We start from the raw sequence: 17,587 nt of genomic DNA, 5'->3' as shown, positions 1-17,587 counted from the left end.
AAATATACGATGTTTAAATTTAATATTAAAGACAAAAGCAATTATTTTGAGTCTCAAGATAAAGCATATATTAATCCCCCTAAAAGGATACCATTTTTTTTAAGATTTCCAATATGGATAGCAAGTAAAAAAGTAAAAAAAGATTTACTGCTTGCAAAGATTTTAGCTTGGAATCCAAAAACAGCTATTAGTTCTGGTATATTAGAATCTTTAATAACGCATGATGATAAAGAAGTACCTAAAAGATTATTAAAGCTTATAAGAATACAAATATCAATAGATGTATCTTGTCCTTTTTGTATAGATATGAATAGTTTTGAGTATGACAAAGAAAATGTAACAGATGAAGAAATTAAAGCATTACAAAATAAAGATATAGATAATTGTATTTCTTTATCAAAAAAAGAGAAAATAGCATTAAAATATATATCTGCTATAACAAAAACTCCTGTTGTAATATCAGAAGAATTAATAAATGAGGTAAAAAAAGAATATTCTGAAAGAGCTATATTGATATTAGCTTCAACAGCTGCACAGGTTAATTATTGGGCTAGACTTATAAGAGGCTTAGGAGTGCCAGTTGCTGGTTTTAGTAATATTTGTAAATTAGAATAATATTGACAATATTATTTTTCTAAAATATATTATTACAATGCTTAGAGATATATTTATAGATATAAAAAATAATAAAAAAGAGTGGCTCAAAAGTAAAAAAGGAGCTGAGTTTGAAGATAGATTTGAGACCGCTTTAAAGAAGGCAGGATTCAATAGAAGAAATGATATAGAAATAAAAAAAGTGCTTTCTATTTTGAAAACTGATATTTTAAATAAAAAGTCTGATAAGATTATTGATAATATATATGCTTTAGAAGACAAGAGTTTTGAAAATTGTTTTGTATCGCAGCCTTATGGAAGTCAGAATTTCCCTGATTTTCTTGTATTTACAAACAAAAAAATTATATCTATAGAAATAAAATACAGCAGCAATATATCTTCAAAACCAATGTGGAACAGCAATCTTCCTAAAGCGAATTCTATTTATATATTTGGTTCTTATGGTAGAGGAGATGTTACTTTTTTTATGGGTAATGATGTGCTTCCTATGAATGAGCGAGATGAGCTAATAGATTTTTTTGAAGAGATAAAAAAACTTGAAGATAGTTTCAAAAAGAAAATTAAAAAAAATAATAAAGATAATTTATTTGCTTACAAGTTTGATAGAGGATTTAATGTTTATGTGAGGCGTGCTTATGAGCAAAATAAGACAATAAATGAAAATGCTAAAATAGATTATTTTTTACATGAAGATAGAGAAAAATGCGAAGATAATGTTATAGAGTTTTGTAATAGTTTATAAGAGAGAAATGATGATAAAAGAATATACAAAAGAAAGTATAGATTATTTAAAAAACACGAATATAGAAAAAAGAAAAAAACTAGGGCAGTATTTTACGCCTAAAAGTATAAGAGATTTACTTTTAAAAGAATTAATAAATATCTCAGAAAAAAAAGATAATGTAAAAATATTAGACCCAGCTTGCGGAAGTGGAGAGTTTCTTTTATCTTGCAGAGAATATTTTAAGAATGCTCATATGCATGGATTTGATATTGATGAGAGTTTAGTTAGTATATCAAAAAAACTAATAAATAATGCCGACATAAAATGCTTGGATACTTTAAAGCTTGACACTGATAAATCTATTAAATATGATTATATAATTGGAAATCCTCCATATTTTGAGTTCAAATTAGATAAAGAGCAAAAATCAAGATTTAAAGACATTATAAACGGAAGGGTTAATATATTTTCTTTATTTATAAAAATAGGTTTAGAGCTTCTTAATGATGACGGATATTTAGCCTATGTAGTGCCTCCTTCAATGAATAACGGAGCATTCTTTTCTAAATTAAGAGAATATATAATAAATAATAGCAGTATAGAATATTTGCACATAGTAGATGGCTCTGATAACTTTTATATGGCAAATCAAAAAGTAATGCTTTTAATACTCAAAAAAACTAACAATAAAAAAAATAAAAAATACATATTTTCAAAAAATAATATTACAATATTTACAGAAGATAAACTATTTTTAAATAAAGCATACAAATATACAATTAGCCTAAAAGAAATAGGATATTCTGTAAAAACAGGAAGTATAGCTTGGAATAAATATAAAGAAAATCTTACAGAAACTAAAAATAATGCAATACCTCTAATATATTCTTCTAATATAGTAAATGGCAACATTGTTATACCAAATAAAAGAAAACTTCAGTATATAAAAAATATTTCAGAAGATTTAATAATAAAAGAAGAAGTTATAGCAGTTAATAGAATAACAGGCTCTCATAGAAATATTAATATAAAATCAGCAATAGTAAAAGAGAGAGAGTTTGTATGTGAAAATCATGTAAACATTATATACCCATTAAAAAATTATAATAAAAATTATAGTTTAGAAGATATTTATAATGCTTTAAATGATGAAACTAATATAAAAGTCTTAAGTTTAATAACAGGCAACACTCAAGTATCTAAAACAGAATTAGAAAGACTGCTTCCAATAAAAATAAAAAAATAATTATATTTTATTAAATACTTCTAAATTGTATGCATCATTCCAAAATCTATATTCCCAAATAAAAGCAGTATCAAAAGCCTTAATCATTTTATCTTTATTTGTTTTAGAAGCTTTTAAATACATATTATCAATAATACTAATCATATTGTAAGTAGATTTAGAAAACTCTTCATCTGCATAAGTGTCTATCCATTTTTTATAAGGATTATTTTTAGTGACAGCATTTTCTTTTATATATTTGCCTATTTCATTGTATATCCAAAAACAAGGAAGTATAGCTGATGCTGCAACTTCTACAGATTCAGTATGCGCTGTATTTATTAAAAAACTAGTGTATCCTAAATTAGCAGTTGTTATTTTATTTGTATTTTTAAAATTAAATAACTCTCTAAAATATTTATGCACCACTTCTTCTTCAACTATATATGAATTAATAGAAGATTTTAAAAATGCAATTGCATTATCAGTATCATCTATTTTTGAAGATATTATTGCCAAAACTTTTGAATAATATTTCAAGTAATGAGCATCTTGTTCTATATAGTAGGCAAATTTATTTTTATCTAAAGAGCCTTCCATCAATTCTTTATTAAATGGCATATCTTTTATTTTTTGATAGTTCTTTATATTTTTATTCCATACTTTTTTAGAAAAATCCATTCTCAATTCCTTAGTCTATTAGTTTTATTAATTAATAATAGTCTTCTATAAAATTAAAATGTCCTGTTATCTGCACTCCTAAATCTATTGCAGCCAATTTCTGAACATCTGGAGCAACTCCTTTTACTTTAACATTAGGAAAATCATAATTAAAATAAAAGCTTAAACTGCTGCTTGAATAATTTTTATAAAATTTATAACCAACTACAACTTTTATATATGGTATATATAAATCATCAAACCTGTCTTTTAATCTGCTATAATTAAGAAGCTCTATTATATTATCATATCTATAGTTTCCGCCCAAAGCTATTTTTACTCCGCCTCCAACTCCAAGCATAAAGCCATATATTGTTGATTCTAAATATCCTCCCACAAGTATGCTGTCAAACAAATTAGCATATTTTTTCTTAATATTATAATCTATAAAACTAAAAGCATCTCTATGATATCCAAAATCAATACCAAGTGTTATAGCAGATTGTGTTCTTGAACTTACTATAAAATTATAAGCTGTTTGTAATATTATACCGCCTTCAAAATATGATTGAGTTTGATAATCACTTTTATTTAGACTTCCGCCATTTTTTTCTATTTTGTATTCAGGCAAACTTCCAGCTAATGTTATAACATATCCTAAACTAAAAAAGCCTGGTGCTGCAAATAAATTGCTAATAGAAAATAAAAATAATAAAATTATAGTTTTTTTCATAAATTAATCCTAAATATTTATTATATTAATAATATATAGCTATTAACTTTTTAAGTCAATTAATTAGTATATATATTAACAATATTTCCGATATTGTAATAGAGATTTTTTATAGTTTTGGGAGAATTTTATATGCCTGTTTTAACAATAGACCATGAAGAATATCCTTCAGTAATTGTTATTGAATATAATAGTTTATACAAAAATGAGTTAATTAATTTTATAAAAATATTAAGATAAAAGATAATAAAGAAGTTGTATACACTGATAATTTTTTCTATAAGATAATTAATAATAATAATCAAAATGTTGGTCTTTTAACAATAGATGGAAGAATAGAAGGTTATTATTATGTAGATAAAGATAATATGCTTAAATACATATATATAAGCTTTCCATATAGAAGGGGAGGTTTTGGTAAGCTTCTTCTTTTGCATGCAATAAAACTTCACCCAGATATAACATTCGATAAAGGAACAAATCAGGGATATAATAGACTTATAAGTTCGCCATTATTTGAAGATGCACTTAAAGGTAATATATCTTCATTAGATGCTGCAAACAGTATGGAGTCATTTGATGATTCTGGTTCAAGCAAAGAAGGGGAGCTTACATTATTTTAAAAAAAATTATAATATTATTTTTTCTAATTTTTATTTCTTGCAAGCATAATGCTGTTTTTTTGCAGGAAGATTCTAAAAAAATAGAACCAATAAAAGTATATAAGCTCATCAATATGTATAGCTATATGAATATCACTATAAGCATTGATAAAGATAAAATATATGGTAAATCTTCTGTTAATGATTATTGGGCAGATTGCAAAATAGAAAATGATAAAATATCAATATCTATGATAAATACTACAAGAAAAACTGCTGATGTAAAAAGAAGAAATGCAGAAGGTGAATATTTATCAATACTTCAAACAGCTTATTCATTTAGTATAACAAATAACATATTAGAAATATACACAACATTTAGAGATGAGCCTTTAATATATGAAGAGATAAAATATTGAATTTTAGTTTAATAAATAAAAAATATATTTAGTTTACATATAATTTCTAAACAAAAATATTGTAAGTTTTATTGATAAATATAATTAGTATGTTATAATGACTGAATTATAAATAATAATGGAGTTATTTTATGAATGTATTAGTGATAAATTCTGGTAGTTCTAGTATTAAATATCAATTATTTTCTATGCCTGAAGCAAAAGTATTAGCAAAAGGTCTATTAGAAAAAATAGGCGAAGAGATAAGTGCTTTAAAGCATACAGCTGTAGAAAAAGGAAAAGAAAAAAAGATAGAACAAAAAGTTCCTGACCATAAAGCAGGTATGAGTTTAATTTTTTCTCTTTTAACAGATAAAGAAGTAGGCGTAATATCTGATATGAGTGAAATATCTGGAGTAGGACATAGAGTAGTACATGGCGGAGAAGCATTCAGCAAAAGTACTTTAATAACAGAAGAAGCTATAAAAGCTATAGAAGCTTGCTGCGATATTGCTCCTTTACATAACCCAGCAGGTTTACAAGGTATAAGAGCTTGTCAAGAAATATTAAAAGATGTAAAAATGGTTGCTGTATTTGATACAAGCTTCCATCAAACTATACCTGAACATGCTTATATGTATGCTGTTCCTCATGAGTGGTATGATAAATATAAAGTTCGCCGTTATGGTTTCCATGGTACTTCACATAAATATGTATATGGTGAATTCTGTAAGGCAACTAACAAACCTAATGCTAATGTTATAGTTTGTCACTTAGGTAATGGTGCTAGTGTTACTGCTGTAAAAAATGGCGAATCTGTTGATACTAGTATGGGTTTAACTCCATTAGAAGGTTTAGTAATGGGTACTAGGTCTGGTGATATGGACCCTGCTGTTGTTACTTTTATGATGGGTAAAGAAAACTTATCTGCTAAAGAAATTGATAATATTATAAATAAAAAAAGCGGACTTTTAGGTGTTTCTGGTGTTAGTAATGATATGAGAAACTTAGAGGAAGCTTCTAAAACTAAACCCTAAAGCTGAACTTGCTAATAAAAATGTTCTGCTATAGAGTAAAAAAATATATAGGTTCTTATATGGCTGTACTTGGACATCTTGACGGTATAGTATTTACTGGCGGTATAGGTGAGAATAGTGCTTATATTAGAGGAAGAATACTTGAAGGTTTAGATGAACTTGGTATTAAATGTGATGTTGATAAGAATGCTAAAGCTAGAGGCTGTGCTAATTTTGAAAAAGATGGTGCTGCTATTAAGCTTTATGTTATAGCTACAGATGAAGAAAAAGCTATAGCAATGGATACTTACAATATTGTACTTTAAAATAATAATAAATAAAAAAGTTAAAATAAAAAATAGGGTGTTTAAATAACATCCTATTTTTATTTTAACTTAAAACAATTAAAAACTAATATTTAATTATATATTAGTGCTTCCAAAACCGCCTTCTCCTCTAATTGAATCAGAAAGCTCTTCAACCTCTTCAAACTCTGCTTTTTCTACCTTTGCAAATACCATCTGTGCAATTCTGTCGCCTGCATTAATAGTGAAAGGTTTGTCAGTGAGAGCAGCTAATATAATTTTTAATTCTCCTCTATAATCACTATCAATGGTAGCAGGAGAGTTCAAACAAAATATTCCATTTTTTAATGCTAATGAACTTCTGCTTCTAATCTGAGCTTCATAGCCATCTGGTATTTCTATATATAAACCTGTAGGCACTAAAACTATATCATTTTTATTTAATGTAATAGGAGCATCTATATTAGCATGCAAATCTAAACCTGAAGCTCCAAGAGTTTGATATTTAGGAAGAGGATTTTTTGACTTATTGATTACTTTTATTTTTAACATTTTAACCTTCTTTTATTTATTTTAATAGAAATGAGAATATCATAATAATAATTAAAGCAGTAGCTCCTTGAACTACAGTAGCCAAAGTTCTAGCTTTATATGCATCTTGAACACTTAAACCAGATAATTCTACTACCACCCAGAAATAACTATCATTGATATGAGAAAATACCATAGAACCAGCACCTATAGACATTAATACTAAAACTTGTGATATTGGAGTAGTATATCCTAATGTATCAAGCAGCGGTGCAAACAAACTAGCAACCGTAACAACAGATATAGTAGAAGAACCTAAAGATATTTTTAAAATAGATGCAAGCAAGAAAGGAAGAACTAAACCCAAATTTACAGAAGCAAATACATCTCCAAGTTCAAATATAATATTTGTAAGCTCAGTAGATTTTAAAACTTCAGCAAAAGCTCCGCTTGCCCCAACTATAACTAATATATTTCCAGAATCCCTTACACCGTCACCAATCCACATATACATTTCATCTCTGTTAAAATTATGTATAAGCAGCAGTGAAAATAAAAAGCCTATAAACAATGCCATAGTAGGCTCACCAAGAAATATAAATATATTTTTTATAAAACTATCTTCATTTAAGTGCAAAGAATTAAATCTTACTATAGAACCAATAGCCATAAGTATAATTGGTACAAATATAGGTGCAAATGATTTGAATGCAGAAGGAAGCTTTTCCATATCATCAATAACACTTTCATAACTATAATTATTTTTCTTGTATTCCTTCTTTTTAACATATTTTGATATAAATATACCATATATAGCACCAGATAAAGAAGTAGGTATAGCCACAATGAGCCCTATAGCTATAACGGTAAATAAATGTTCTTGTAAATTAAAAAGATTAATAACTGCAGCAGGTCCTGGAGTAGGAGGTATTAATGCATGAGAAGCATATAAACCTGTTGATAGTGCCACAGATAAGGCAACAGGCGAAGCTCCGCTTTTTTTTGCTAATGCTTTTCTTAATGGAGTTAATATTAAATATCCAGAATCACAAAACACAGGTATAGAAACAATAAAACCTAATATATTCATAGCAAGGGCAGGGTGTGATTTTCCAACTATTTTTAAAATTATCTCACCGAGTTTATATGTAGCCCCAGACATCTCGAGTATATTACCAATAATACTGCCCAAAACTATTATAATTCCAACACTTCCCAAAGCATTTCCAAAACCTTTGCTTATTAGAGAAGCAATTTCATTTATATAATTAGGATTTCTATTTGTAGGCACATGTAGTGTAAATGATAGAAATATGGCAGCCATTAACATGGCAATAAAAGGATGTACTTTAAACTTAATAGTTAGTATCATTACTACTATTATTGAGATTATAAGCATGGTTATTATTGAATAGCTAATCATAGTTTACAACCTGAAAGTATTTATTTTGAAATGAATATTTGTTTCTTACTCTTCTTCTTCAGGAACTTCTGCATTAATATAGCCTTCTTCAAAGAAATACAAAAGTTCTTTTTCAGCATTTTGAGCTGCTTCTTCCATTCCTTCTTCATATTCAATTTCAAGTATTAATTTAGCATCGCAAAAAGCACCTAATCCCATAATATTAAATACACTTTTTGCATCTGCTCTTACGCCATTATAAAGCAAAAATATGCCTAAATCGGAATATTCTATTTTACTTGCTATTTGAGATAATACTCCAGCAGGTCTTAAATGCATACCATTTTTGCTTTTTATTGTTACTACATTAGTTAATGTCATTTAATAACTCACTATCTTTTTTCTTTATAATAACATATATTTAATAATTTTCAATAATAGATTATCATAAAAAATATTGAGAAAAATCAATATTTTGTTATACTTATATATTGTTGAGGTTGTAAAATGAGAAATACTTTATTGCTACTTATATTTTTTACATTGTTTTCATCAAATTTATATAATATAACTGCAGATGAGCAAGGTTTTTTATTTTGGGCTAGTTATGCTCATATGGAGAGAGTAAAAGACTATGTATATAATAAAAAAGTCCATATAAATGTACAAGATAATAACGGCAATACGGTTCTTATGAGAATAGCGTCTCTAAAAGTAATAACTAAAGAAAACATGCAAGTGGCAGAGTTTCTTATAGATATGAAAGCAGACCTTAATGTAGTAAATAATGATAGACATACTGCCTTAGTTTTAGCAATCAATAATAATAATACAGAAATAGCAAAACTTTTTGTAGAGAAAGGTGCTAAACTTGATATAGCTGACAGAAACGGATATACTGCTTTGATGTGGGCAGTAGAAAATAATAATGCCGAAATGGTAAAACTTCTAATAAATAAAAGAGCAAATGTTTTTCTCAAAACCAAAGACGGAGAGACAGCTTATAGTATAGCAAAAACTAAAGGAAACAGCCTTATAATAAGAATGCTTGAGATTGCTGAGGCAAGTTAATTTCAATATAGATTTTTATACATCTTTTTTCCAAAAATAGAGATTATTTTATGAGTGAATATACAAAAAATAAAACTGCCAAATCTGGAATAAAACCTTGGATACCTTTAATATTAGCAGTTATATATGCAATTTCACCTGTAGATTTAGTTCCTGATAGTTTACCTATTGCAGGTTGGCTAGAAGATATATTATTCTTAATAGTAGGCGGACTTAATGGAATAGAAAATGGGGTTTTAGATGATAATAGTTCAGTTAAAAAAATAATTAAATTTTTAAAATGGGGACTTTTAATTATTGGGGCAATGGCTATATTGATAATTATTCTTTTAGTTGCATTAATTTTTAAAATGTCTGCAAACTAAAAAAATAATATTAGATAAATATATTCTAATTTTTTATTTTATTCTTTTATGTTTAAAACTTGCTCTGTGGCTTACATAATCATCTACTATCTGATAATTTCCAAAAAGCTTATATTTGTATATAGTTAAACCTTCTAATCCAACAGGACCTCTTGCATGAGTTTTGTTTGTAGAAATGCCTACTTCCGCACCAAAACCATATCTAAACCCATCAGAAAATCTTGTTGAAGTGTTAGCGTATACATTAGCAGAATCTACATAAGTCATAAACTTTTCTATATTGTCTTTATTTTCTGACACTATTGAATCTGTATGATGAGAACCGTATTTGTTTATATGATTATATGCCTCTTCTGTATTTTCTACTATTTTTAATGATACTTCTTTATCTCCATATTCTAAATGCCATTCTTTTACTTCGCCTATATCTGATTGATTAAGTATTTTTCTTACTTCTTCACAACCATTCATTTTTATATTATTTTCTTTAAATAAATTATAAAGCTTTGGCAAGTATTCATTGGCTATATTTTTATTTATAAGTATAGTTTCAACAGCATTGCATGCACTTGGATATTGAACCTTTGAATCTAAACATATTTTTAATGCTTTTTCTTGATTAGCTGATTCATCTATATATAAATGGCATATGCCGTCAGCATGACCAAGTACCGGTATATTAGTATTTGATTTTATGTATTGTACTAAGCTGTTGCCTCCTCTTGGTATTATAAGATCAACATATTTATCCATTGATAATAATTCTTTTATATCATCTCTTGTAAATACTAAATTAACAGAGTTCTTTGGAAACTCTTCAATACTTTCTAATGTTTCATTAATGATGTTAAATATTGCTTTGTTTGTATTCTCTCCCTCAGCACCGCCTTTAAGTATAACAGCATTAGAAGATTTTATACATAATGAAGATATTTGAGATATTACATCAGGACGAGCTTCAAATATTACAGCAATTAATCCAATAGGGCAGGATATTTTTTTTAAAAGTAAATTATCATCAAGCTCTGTTTCTAATAATACTTTATTAATAGGGTCTTCTAATTTTACAACATCTTTTATACCAGAAATAATATCTATCATTTTGTTTTCGTCTAGTTTTAAACGATTAAACATTGAAAGAGAAATTTTATTTTCATCAAGAAGTTTTTTGGCATATTCCAAATCTTTTTTATTAGCTTCAAATATAATATTTTTATTTTGTTCTAATTTATCAGCTATTTCTAATAATGCTTTATTTTTTATGTCTGTACTTAATGATTGTAATTTGTATGTAGAATCTTTTGCATTTTTTACCAAGTCTATTAATTGCATTTATATTTATTCTCCGAAAAAAGTTTTATTAAATATTATTATAATAGCTAATAATTAAATTGTCAAAAAAGTTTATTATTATTTCTTTTTAATTAAAGTAACCAATATGTCCTCGTTTTCTATATGCTCAAAGCTTCCTTCATATCCATATTTAATGCATCCGCGAATCACACTTTCACAACTTGAATGCCCGCTTACTAAAACTTCTATAACAGTGTTTAATTCTGTATTATTTATAGCGGCACATTTAGCCTGAAAAGAAGCCTGCGAACAAGACATTCCTCTCGTATCTATTTTTATAGTCTCTTGCATAAAAAATCCTTTTTTGATATTTTTTAAGATAATATAATCATAATATCAGGATATCAAATTATTATAATCAACTTCTTAATTTAAGTTATTATAACCTCTACCGCCACTTTATATTACTATAATATATATTCTAATAATATAACGTAGCGGTAGAGTTCATTATATAATCCTTATTATATGGTATATTTCTTATTATATAATGACAACAACCTGCTGCACAGTAAGAAACATATCACTGATTTTCTTTCATAGTAAATCCTATAATAACACAGAATACTAAACCTAAAATAACAGCAAACATACCATATACTGTAGGACCAGTAGTAGAACTTGCCAAATTAAAATTATGAGCAAATCCAGCACCAACAAGCATTCCTATAACAAATACAAAACTGTCCATATTTCCTTCAGCAGATTGTATAAACTGTCTTCCAGGACAACCAGCACCCAAAGTAAATGCTAAACCAGTAAGAATCATTGATACAGTATTCCATAATATGTTAGTATGAGCTATAGGCTGATTTTCCATAGAAACATTAAATCTATTTGTTATAATATTTACTATTAAAGCAGCAACAATAAAAGCTATAACACCTTTAGTCATATGGAAATCTTTCATAAATATTCCATCTCTCACACCGCCTACAGTACAAAATCTAGATTTTTGAGCTATAAAACCTATTATAATAGAAACTACTAAAGCTATAATTAAAGGAGCTTTCATACTTCCTGGACCTGATTCAGAGAAAAATATTGCTCCGCCTTCAGAGAATTTTGTTTGTTTTAATAATAATATTAATAGTATTATTGATATTACTAGCGGTATAAAACCTACTAATTTATTATTATATGCTTTTGGCTGACCCAAAGAGAAATTTTGTTTCCAGAAGAAAACTCCAATACCTCCGCCTATAATAATACCTATTAATCCAAATATAGCATTAATATCTCCTCCCGCTATTCTCAACAATGTTCTCCAAGGACAGCCCAAGAAAACTAAAGCACCAATCATAGCGAAGAAACCTAAAATAAATCTTATAATAGGTGAACTTCCGCCTTTAGGAGAAAACTCTTTAGAGATTAAAGCAGATACTGTAGCACCAATAACAAGCCCTATAAGTTCAGGTCTTATATATTGCACAGCAGCTGCCCTATGCAATCCCAAAGCCCCAGCTAAATCCCTAGTGAAACATGCAACACATATTCCCATGTTGGCAGGGTTTCCCATTACAGAAAGCCAAGCCGCTAAAGCTCCAATAATGGCACCAGATACTATAATGCCAATGGAGCTTGTGAAAATGTTTTTTTTCATTTTCAACTCCTTTAATAAATTTTTTCTACTATTACTTTAAATATAAATAGTATTTTTATGCATTGATTATAAGAAATTTTTATATGTTTTTCAATAGTTATGTTTATTAAAAAATATGTATGAAATGTATAAAAATATACAAAAATACAATAGTGTATATTAACTATTATAAGTGAATAGTACCAAACATTATATTGACTTTTTTTTCTTAGAAAAGTAACAATAATTGTAAGTTTTATTTATGGAAAATTATTTTTATTATGATGCATGAAGTAATAAAATCTAAAATAAATAGATTGACTGTAACTAGAACTGATCTTAATTTCAAAGATTCAATTACCATAGATGAAACTTTAATGGATAAATCAGATATACTTGAGGGGGATATAGTATCTGTAATAAACCTTAGCAATAATAATAGATTTGAAGCTGAGGTTATAAAGGGAATAGCAAATACTGGTATAATAAGCATAAATGGCAAGTATGTTCATTTAGCTAAAAAAGATGATGTAATAGTTGTATTGTCATACAGCAATATACCGGAAGAACATATAAAAAAACATATTACAAATATTATTCAAGTAAATATGCATAATATGGTTATAGACTAAAGTTTATGGCTTTTATATATAGATATTTAATTTTTATTTATGGAGAGATATATGAAAATTATTTATAAAGCTGGTATTGATATTGGTTCAACTACCGCAAAAATGGTTGTATATGATAATAAAAACAATATGATATTTAAAACTTATACTAGACACAATGCTGATGTCAAAGAAACATTACTTTCTATATTAAGAGATTTAAAAACTAATCATGGAGATTTAGAAATATTGGTATCTATGACAGGTACTGCTGGTATGGGTATTAGTGAAAAAACAGGCATTAGCTTTGTACAAGAGGTAATTGCTTCTTCAACAGCTATTAGAAAGATTTATCCTTATGGAAGAACATTGATTGATATAGGCGGAGAGGATGCAAAAATAATAGTATTTGATGATAATTTCAAAGCTGATATAAGAATGAATGGTAACTGTGCAGGTGGAACCGGTGCTTTTATTGACCAGATGGCAACACTTCTAAATGTTCACCCATCAGAGCTTTCAACACTTGCAGAAAAGTCTACTTCTGTTTACCCAATGGCAAGTAGATGCGGTGTATTTGCTAAAACAGATGTACAAACTCTTATTAGCCGTGATATACCAAAAACTGATATTGCTAAAAGTATATTCCAAGCAGTAGCTGTTCAGACAATTAATACTCTTGCTAAAGGTTTTGAAATTAAGCCTAAAATATTATTTACAGGCGGACCTTTAACATTCCTTCCAGAATTAAGAAGAACATTTTTAACTCTTTTGAATGCAACAGAAGATGATATGTATACAGTTGATCACCCTGAATTAACTGCTGCAATAGGTGCTGCTTTTGGTGAAGATGAAGAACAAACAGCAATAAAAATTTCTGATTTTATAAAATTAGTAGAAAATATTTCTTCTGATGTAAAAATAACTAATTCTAAACATAGAGAAGCATTATTCAGCGGCCAGGAAGAATATGAAAAGTGGGTAGATGAACATAGTAAAGACAAAGTAAAATCTGCTGATGTAGAAACTGTTAATAATAAAAACACATTCTTAGGTATAGACTCTGGTTCTACTACTACAAAAATAGTTATTATTGATGATAAAGGACAAGTGGTATTAAGACATTATAGAAACAATAATGGAAACCCAGTAGGTGCTGTTACTGAAGGACTTACAGAGATTAAAAAAGAATTAGATGAGAAAAATATAAAAATAAATATAGCAAGAACTGCTGTTACAGGTTATGGAGAAGATTTAATAAAAGCTGCTTTCAATATGGACGAAGGTATTGTTGAAACTATGGCTCACTATAGAGGTGCTAAGGCTTTTGATAAAGATGTAAGCTTCATTCTTGATATAGGCGGTCAGGATATGAAGGCTATATTTATTAAAGACGGTATCATAGAAAATATTGAAATTAACGAGGCTTGTTCATCAGGCTGTGGTTCATTTATAGAAACATTTGCACGCGGCATGGGGTATAAAGTAGCTGATTTTGCTAATATTGCTTGCGAATCTGCTAGCCCTTGTGATTTAGGAAGCCGCTGTACAGTGTTTATGAATAGTAAAGTAAAACAGTCTTTAAGAGAGGGCTCTTCAGTTGCTGATATTTCTGCAGGTCTTGCTAAGAGTGTTACATTAAACTGTTTCACTAAAGTATTAAAAATTACTGATACTTCTATTTTGGGTGAGCATATAGTTGTTCAAGGCGGTACATTTAAGAATGCTGCAGTGCTTCGTTCTGTAGAAAAATTCTTAAACAAAAAAGTTATTCGCCCTGATATATCAGAGCTTATGGGAGCTTATGGCTGTGCATTGCTCGCTTTAGATACTTACAATAAAGAAAAAGAAGATACAACATTTATAGGTTTAGATAATTTACAAGAAGCTAATGATTATGAGAGAAAACAGCTTACTTGTAAAGGCTGCGAAAACCTTTGTACTGTTACAAGATTAAAATTCAAAGACAGTAAATCATTCTATACAGGTAACAAATGCGAAAGAATATTCACTAATAAAGGCTCAAAAGAAAGAAATTATGGAATGGATATTACTCAGAAAAAACTTTCTTTACTCTTTGACAGACCTTTAGCACCTGCTACAGATGATATAAAAGGTGTTATAGGAATACCTAGAGTACTTAATATGTATCAAAACTTCCCATTCTGGGCTACTATACTTGTAGAATGCGGATATAGAGTACAATTATCATCTCCTTCAAGCATGGCTATAGCTGAGAAAGGCTCTGGTACAGTTATGAGTGATAATATATGTTTCCCTGCTAAAATAGCTAATGGACATATATATGATTTAATAGAATCTAATGTAGACAGAATATTCTATCCTTCTGTTGTTTTAGAGAAAAAAGAAGATGATAATAGTGATAATAGTTATAACTGTCCTGTTGTAACTGGTTATCCTGATGTAATAGACAGTTCTATAAGTCCATTAACTAAATATGGTATAGCTTTTGATGCTCCAACAATCTCTTTCTTAAACGAAGATTTACTTTACAAAGGCTGTAAGGCTTATTTTGTAAAAACACTCGGTATAGATAAAAAAGATTTCGACAGAGCATTCAAATTAGCTTTAAAAGAACAAGAGAGAGTAAAAGCAGAATTAAAAGAAGAAGGCAAAAAAATAATAGAGCATGCTAAAGAAACGCAAACTCCTATTATACTTATAGTAAGCAGACCTTATCATATAGACCCATTAATTAACCACAAAATACCAGAAACTATTGCTTCATTTGGTATTAATGTGCTTACAGAAGATGGTCTTGATATTGATGAATCTCTTGCTGATGTTCAAGTATTAACTCAATGGTCTTATCCTAATAAGATGTTTAAAGCTGTTTTATGGGCAGCTAAGCAAAAAGATTTAAAACTTGAAGTTGTTCAAATTAATAGTTTCGGCTGCGGTCCTGATGCTACTACTTCTGATGAAATAAAATCTATACTTAATGCTTATGGAAAAAATCCTACTTTAGTAAAAGTTGATGAGATTTCAAGCCCTGGAAGTATAAGACTTAGAATACGTTCTATGATAGAAAGTATGAAGATGAAAGGTGATTTTATACCAAAAGAAAAACCTCAAAGAACTATTATTAAAAGATATGAGAAAAATGATAAGCGTGCAATACTTGTTCCTAAATTCGGACATTTCTATGACCCTATGATTTTAACTCTACTTCAAAGAAGCGGATACGATACAATACCTCTTCCAGAGCCTGATATAGACTCTGTAGAAACAGGTTTAAGATATGCTAACCAAGATATATGTTATCCAGCTACAATAATAGTAGGTGATATTGTAAAAGCTGTACAAAGCGGAAAATATGACCCTGATAAAATAGCTGCTGGTATTACTCAAACAGGCGGACAATGCCGTGCTAGTAACTATGCTTCACTTATTAAAAGAGGTTTAATTAATGCTGGTTATCCTAATGTACCTGTTATTACTGTTGGTTTAACTGTTATTAATGACCAGCCTGGATTTAAGCTTTCAAAAATAGATATGATGAAAGAGGGTATAGTTGCTATGCCTTATGCTGATGCTATATCTACAATGTATTATTATACTGCTGTACGTGAGGTTAATAGAGGTGAATCTTTAGCTCTTGCTAATAAATATATAGCTTTACACCCTAAAGATTTTAATCTTGGTGATACTGATAAGTTGTTAAAACAGGCTGTTAAAGAGTTTAATGCTATTGAAACTAAAGACTTAGTATTACCTAAAGCTGGACTTGTTGGTGAGATATATGTAAAATACAACAATTTTGCTAATGGAGATGTTTGTGATTGGCTTATGGCTAAAGGAATAGAAGTTATAGTGCCTCCTGTATTTGACTTCTTTGTACAAAAAGTTATAAGCGAACAGGTAAACAAAGAAACTAATGCTAGAGAGGTGTCTTTACTTGGATATTATGGTTCTAAATTGTCTGAGAAAGTTATAGATGCTAGAATAGATTCTATAAACCAAATAATGTCTAAGTTTAAAGGATTTAGACCTGTACACCATATAAGACAAATTGCTGAAAATGCTGCTAAAGTTACTGCTATGACTAACCAATTTGGTGAAGCTTGGCTTTTACCTGGTGAAATAGCTACTTTTGCTGAAGAGAATATTAATAATGTGCTTTGTTTACAGCCTTTTGGTTGTATTGCTAACCATATTATAGCTCGCGGTATTGAAACTAGACTTAAAACTATATATCCTAATCTTAATCTTCTTTATTTGGATATGGATGCTGGTGCTAGTGAAGTTAATACTGTAAACAGATTAGAGTTCTTTGCTCGTTCTGCTAAAGATAGTATGAACTCTATTATGGTTGATGATGATATTAAAGAAGCTGTTGGAGCATATCATAAATAATTAATAATAATGTAAAT

At 28.4% G+C, this 17,587-nt stretch carries 17 protein-coding genes and 1 pseudogene; 10 read left to right on the top strand and 8 right to left on the bottom strand.

The genetic code is table 11. The features are described 5' to 3' along the window. Nucleotides 1–9 precede the first annotated feature (9 nt). From BPP43_RS02570 to BPP43_RS02560, 3 genes are read left to right on the top strand one after another with little or no spacing between them, the layout of a single operon-like run. Nucleotides 10–615, top strand: coding sequence for a carboxymuconolactone decarboxylase family protein (locus BPP43_RS02570; protein WP_015274072.1), 606 nt, complete (start codon nt 10–12; stop codon nt 613–615). Between the two features lie 37 nt (nt 616–652). Beyond that, nucleotides 653–1,357 carry a hypothetical protein gene (locus BPP43_RS02565; RefSeq protein WP_015274071.1) on the top strand — a complete coding sequence of 235 codons (705 nt, stop codon included), beginning with the start codon at nt 653–655 and terminating at the stop codon, nt 1,355–1,357. 10 nt (nt 1,358–1,367) lie between these two features. Continuing rightward, nucleotides 1,368–2,585 (top strand): HsdM family class I SAM-dependent methyltransferase, encoded by a 1,218-nt coding sequence (locus BPP43_RS02560; RefSeq protein ID WP_015274070.1) that lies wholly within the window; start codon nt 1,368–1,370, stop codon nt 2,583–2,585. Here BPP43_RS02560 and BPP43_RS02555 read toward each other — a convergent pair whose 3' ends face one another. Continuing rightward, the gene (locus BPP43_RS02555; protein WP_015274069.1) at nt 2,586–3,245 is read right to left on the bottom strand and encodes a TenA family protein; all 660 of its coding nucleotides are present in this window, start codon (nt 3,243–3,245) and stop codon (nt 2,586–2,588) included. Nucleotides 3,246–3,276: 31 nt separating this feature from the next. After that, nucleotides 3,277–3,957, bottom strand: a complete 681-nt coding sequence (locus BPP43_RS02550; RefSeq protein ID WP_013243037.1) for a hypothetical protein — start codon at nt 3,955–3,957, stop codon at nt 3,277–3,279. Between the two features lie 368 nt (nt 3,958–4,325). On the opposite strand from BPP43_RS02550, the gene BPP43_RS11905 reads away from it, so the two are divergent. From BPP43_RS11905 to BPP43_RS02535, 3 genes and pseudogenes are all read left to right on the top strand, one after another. Then, the gene (locus tag BPP43_RS11905; RefSeq protein WP_015274067.1) at nt 4,326–4,580 is read left to right on the top strand and encodes a hypothetical protein; all 255 of its coding nucleotides are present in this window, start codon (nt 4,326–4,328) and stop codon (nt 4,578–4,580) included. Between the two features lie 59 nt (nt 4,581–4,639). Beyond that, nucleotides 4,640–4,978, top strand: a complete 339-nt coding sequence (locus tag BPP43_RS02540; protein WP_015274066.1) for an META domain-containing protein — start codon at nt 4,640–4,642, stop codon at nt 4,976–4,978. Nucleotides 4,979–5,109: 131 nt separating this feature from the next. Continuing rightward, nucleotides 5,110–6,299: pseudogene (locus BPP43_RS02535) on the top strand (acetate/propionate family kinase). Nucleotides 6,300–6,395: 96 nt separating this feature from the next. On the opposite strand, the gene dut reads toward BPP43_RS02535, so the two are convergent. The 3 genes from dut to BPP43_RS02520 are packed head-to-tail and all read right to left on the bottom strand — an operon-like array spanning nt 6,396 to nt 8,592. Beyond that, a complete protein-coding gene (gene dut / locus BPP43_RS02530; RefSeq protein WP_014933246.1) occupies nt 6,396–6,830 on the bottom strand; it encodes a dUTP diphosphatase in 435 nt (144 codons plus the stop codon). Between the two features lie 16 nt (nt 6,831–6,846). Continuing rightward, nucleotides 6,847–8,232 carry a GntP family permease gene (locus BPP43_RS02525; RefSeq protein ID WP_015274065.1) on the bottom strand — a complete coding sequence of 462 codons (1,386 nt, stop codon included), beginning with the start codon at nt 8,230–8,232 and terminating at the stop codon, nt 6,847–6,849. Nucleotides 8,233–8,277: 45 nt separating this feature from the next. Next, the gene (locus BPP43_RS02520) at nt 8,278–8,592 is read right to left on the bottom strand and encodes an HPr family phosphocarrier protein (protein ID WP_013243043.1); all 315 of its coding nucleotides are present in this window, start codon (nt 8,590–8,592) and stop codon (nt 8,278–8,280) included. A gap of 126 nt (nt 8,593–8,718) precedes the next feature. Here BPP43_RS02520 and BPP43_RS02515 point away from each other — a divergent pair, with 126 nt between their 5' ends. Together BPP43_RS02515 and BPP43_RS02510 are read left to right on the top strand one after the other, a co-directional pair. Further along, complete coding sequence (locus tag BPP43_RS02515) at nt 8,719–9,282, top strand: ankyrin repeat domain-containing protein (protein ID WP_013243044.1); 564 nt, start codon at nt 8,719–8,721, stop codon at nt 9,280–9,282. Nucleotides 9,283–9,332: 50 nt separating this feature from the next. After that, nucleotides 9,333–9,647, top strand: a complete 315-nt coding sequence (locus BPP43_RS02510; RefSeq protein ID WP_013243045.1) for a DUF1232 domain-containing protein — start codon at nt 9,333–9,335, stop codon at nt 9,645–9,647. Between the two features lie 33 nt (nt 9,648–9,680). Here the strand turns inward: BPP43_RS02510 and BPP43_RS02505 are convergent, their stop codons facing one another. The 3 genes from BPP43_RS02505 to yedE all read right to left on the bottom strand — a co-directional run bounded on the left by BPP43_RS02505 (nt 9,681) and on the right by yedE (nt 12,603). Further along, complete coding sequence (locus BPP43_RS02505) at nt 9,681–10,979, bottom strand: glutamate-5-semialdehyde dehydrogenase (protein WP_015274064.1); 1,299 nt, start codon at nt 10,977–10,979, stop codon at nt 9,681–9,683. A gap of 78 nt (nt 10,980–11,057) precedes the next feature. Beyond that, complete coding sequence (locus tag BPP43_RS02500; RefSeq protein ID WP_013243047.1) at nt 11,058–11,291, bottom strand: sulfurtransferase TusA family protein; 234 nt, start codon at nt 11,289–11,291, stop codon at nt 11,058–11,060. Between the two features lie 232 nt (nt 11,292–11,523). Then, nucleotides 11,524–12,603, bottom strand: coding sequence for a YedE family putative selenium transporter (gene yedE, locus BPP43_RS02495; RefSeq protein WP_013243048.1), 1,080 nt, complete (start codon nt 12,601–12,603; stop codon nt 11,524–11,526). A 260-nt stretch (nt 12,604–12,863) separates the two neighbouring features. Between yedE and BPP43_RS02490 the strand changes: the two genes are divergently transcribed. Together BPP43_RS02490 and BPP43_RS02485 are read left to right on the top strand one after the other, a co-directional pair. After that, nucleotides 12,864–13,214 (top strand): aspartate 1-decarboxylase, encoded by a 351-nt coding sequence (locus tag BPP43_RS02490; RefSeq protein ID WP_014933252.1) that lies wholly within the window; start codon nt 12,864–12,866, stop codon nt 13,212–13,214. Between the two features lie 51 nt (nt 13,215–13,265). Beyond that, complete coding sequence (locus BPP43_RS02485) at nt 13,266–17,570, top strand: BadF/BadG/BcrA/BcrD ATPase family protein (protein WP_014933253.1); 4,305 nt, start codon at nt 13,266–13,268, stop codon at nt 17,568–17,570. The last annotated feature ends 17 nt before the right edge of the window (nt 17,571–17,587 follow it).

The organism is Brachyspira pilosicoli P43/6/78 (genome assembly GCF_000325665.1).
GTDB classification, from domain to species: Bacteria; Spirochaetota; Brachyspiria; order Brachyspirales; family Brachyspiraceae; genus Brachyspira; species Brachyspira pilosicoli.
Note: the sequence above shows the minus strand (reverse complement) of the source record. Positions and strands in the feature narration are given on the sequence as shown.

Excerpts from the sequence above, each read along its gene's own strand:
- BPP43_RS02515 (WP_013243044.1), top strand. The coding sequence starts at position 8,719 with ATGAGAAATACTTTATTGCTACTTATATTTTTTACATTGTTTTCATCA.
- BPP43_RS02485 (WP_014933253.1), top strand. The coding sequence starts at position 13,266 with ATGAAAATTATTTATAAAGCTGGTATTGATATTGGTTCAACTACCGCA.
- BPP43_RS02505 (WP_015274064.1), bottom strand. The coding sequence starts at position 10,979 with ATGCAATTAATAGACTTGGTAAAAAATGCAAAAGATTCTACATACAAA.
- BPP43_RS02560 (WP_015274070.1), top strand. The coding sequence starts at position 1,368 with ATGATAAAAGAATATACAAAAGAAAGTATAGATTATTTAAAAAACACG.
- BPP43_RS02565 (WP_015274071.1), top strand. The coding sequence starts at position 653 with ATGCTTAGAGATATATTTATAGATATAAAAAATAATAAAAAAGAGTGG.
- BPP43_RS02525 (WP_015274065.1), bottom strand. The coding sequence starts at position 8,232 with ATGATTAGCTATTCAATAATAACCATGCTTATAATCTCAATAATAGTA.
- BPP43_RS02550 (WP_013243037.1), bottom strand. The coding sequence starts at position 3,957 with ATGAAAAAAACTATAATTTTATTATTTTTATTTTCTATTAGCAATTTA.
- BPP43_RS02570 (WP_015274072.1), top strand. The coding sequence starts at position 10 with ATGTTTAAATTTAATATTAAAGACAAAAGCAATTATTTTGAGTCTCAA.
- BPP43_RS11905 (WP_015274067.1), top strand. The coding sequence starts at position 4,326 with ATGCTTAAATACATATATATAAGCTTTCCATATAGAAGGGGAGGTTTT.
- BPP43_RS02555 (WP_015274069.1), bottom strand. The coding sequence starts at position 3,245 with ATGGATTTTTCTAAAAAAGTATGGAATAAAAATATAAAGAACTATCAA.
- yedE (WP_013243048.1), bottom strand. The coding sequence starts at position 12,603 with ATGAAAAAAAACATTTTCACAAGCTCCATTGGCATTATAGTATCTGGT.
- BPP43_RS02520 (WP_013243043.1), bottom strand. The coding sequence starts at position 8,592 with ATGACATTAACTAATGTAGTAACAATAAAAAGCAAAAATGGTATGCAT.
- BPP43_RS02490 (WP_014933252.1), top strand. The coding sequence starts at position 12,864 with ATGATGCATGAAGTAATAAAATCTAAAATAAATAGATTGACTGTAACT.
- dut (WP_014933246.1), bottom strand. The coding sequence starts at position 6,830 with ATGTTAAAAATAAAAGTAATCAATAAGTCAAAAAATCCTCTTCCTAAA.
- BPP43_RS02500 (WP_013243047.1), bottom strand. The coding sequence starts at position 11,291 with ATGCAAGAGACTATAAAAATAGATACGAGAGGAATGTCTTGTTCGCAG.
- BPP43_RS02510 (WP_013243045.1), top strand. The coding sequence starts at position 9,333 with ATGAGTGAATATACAAAAAATAAAACTGCCAAATCTGGAATAAAACCT.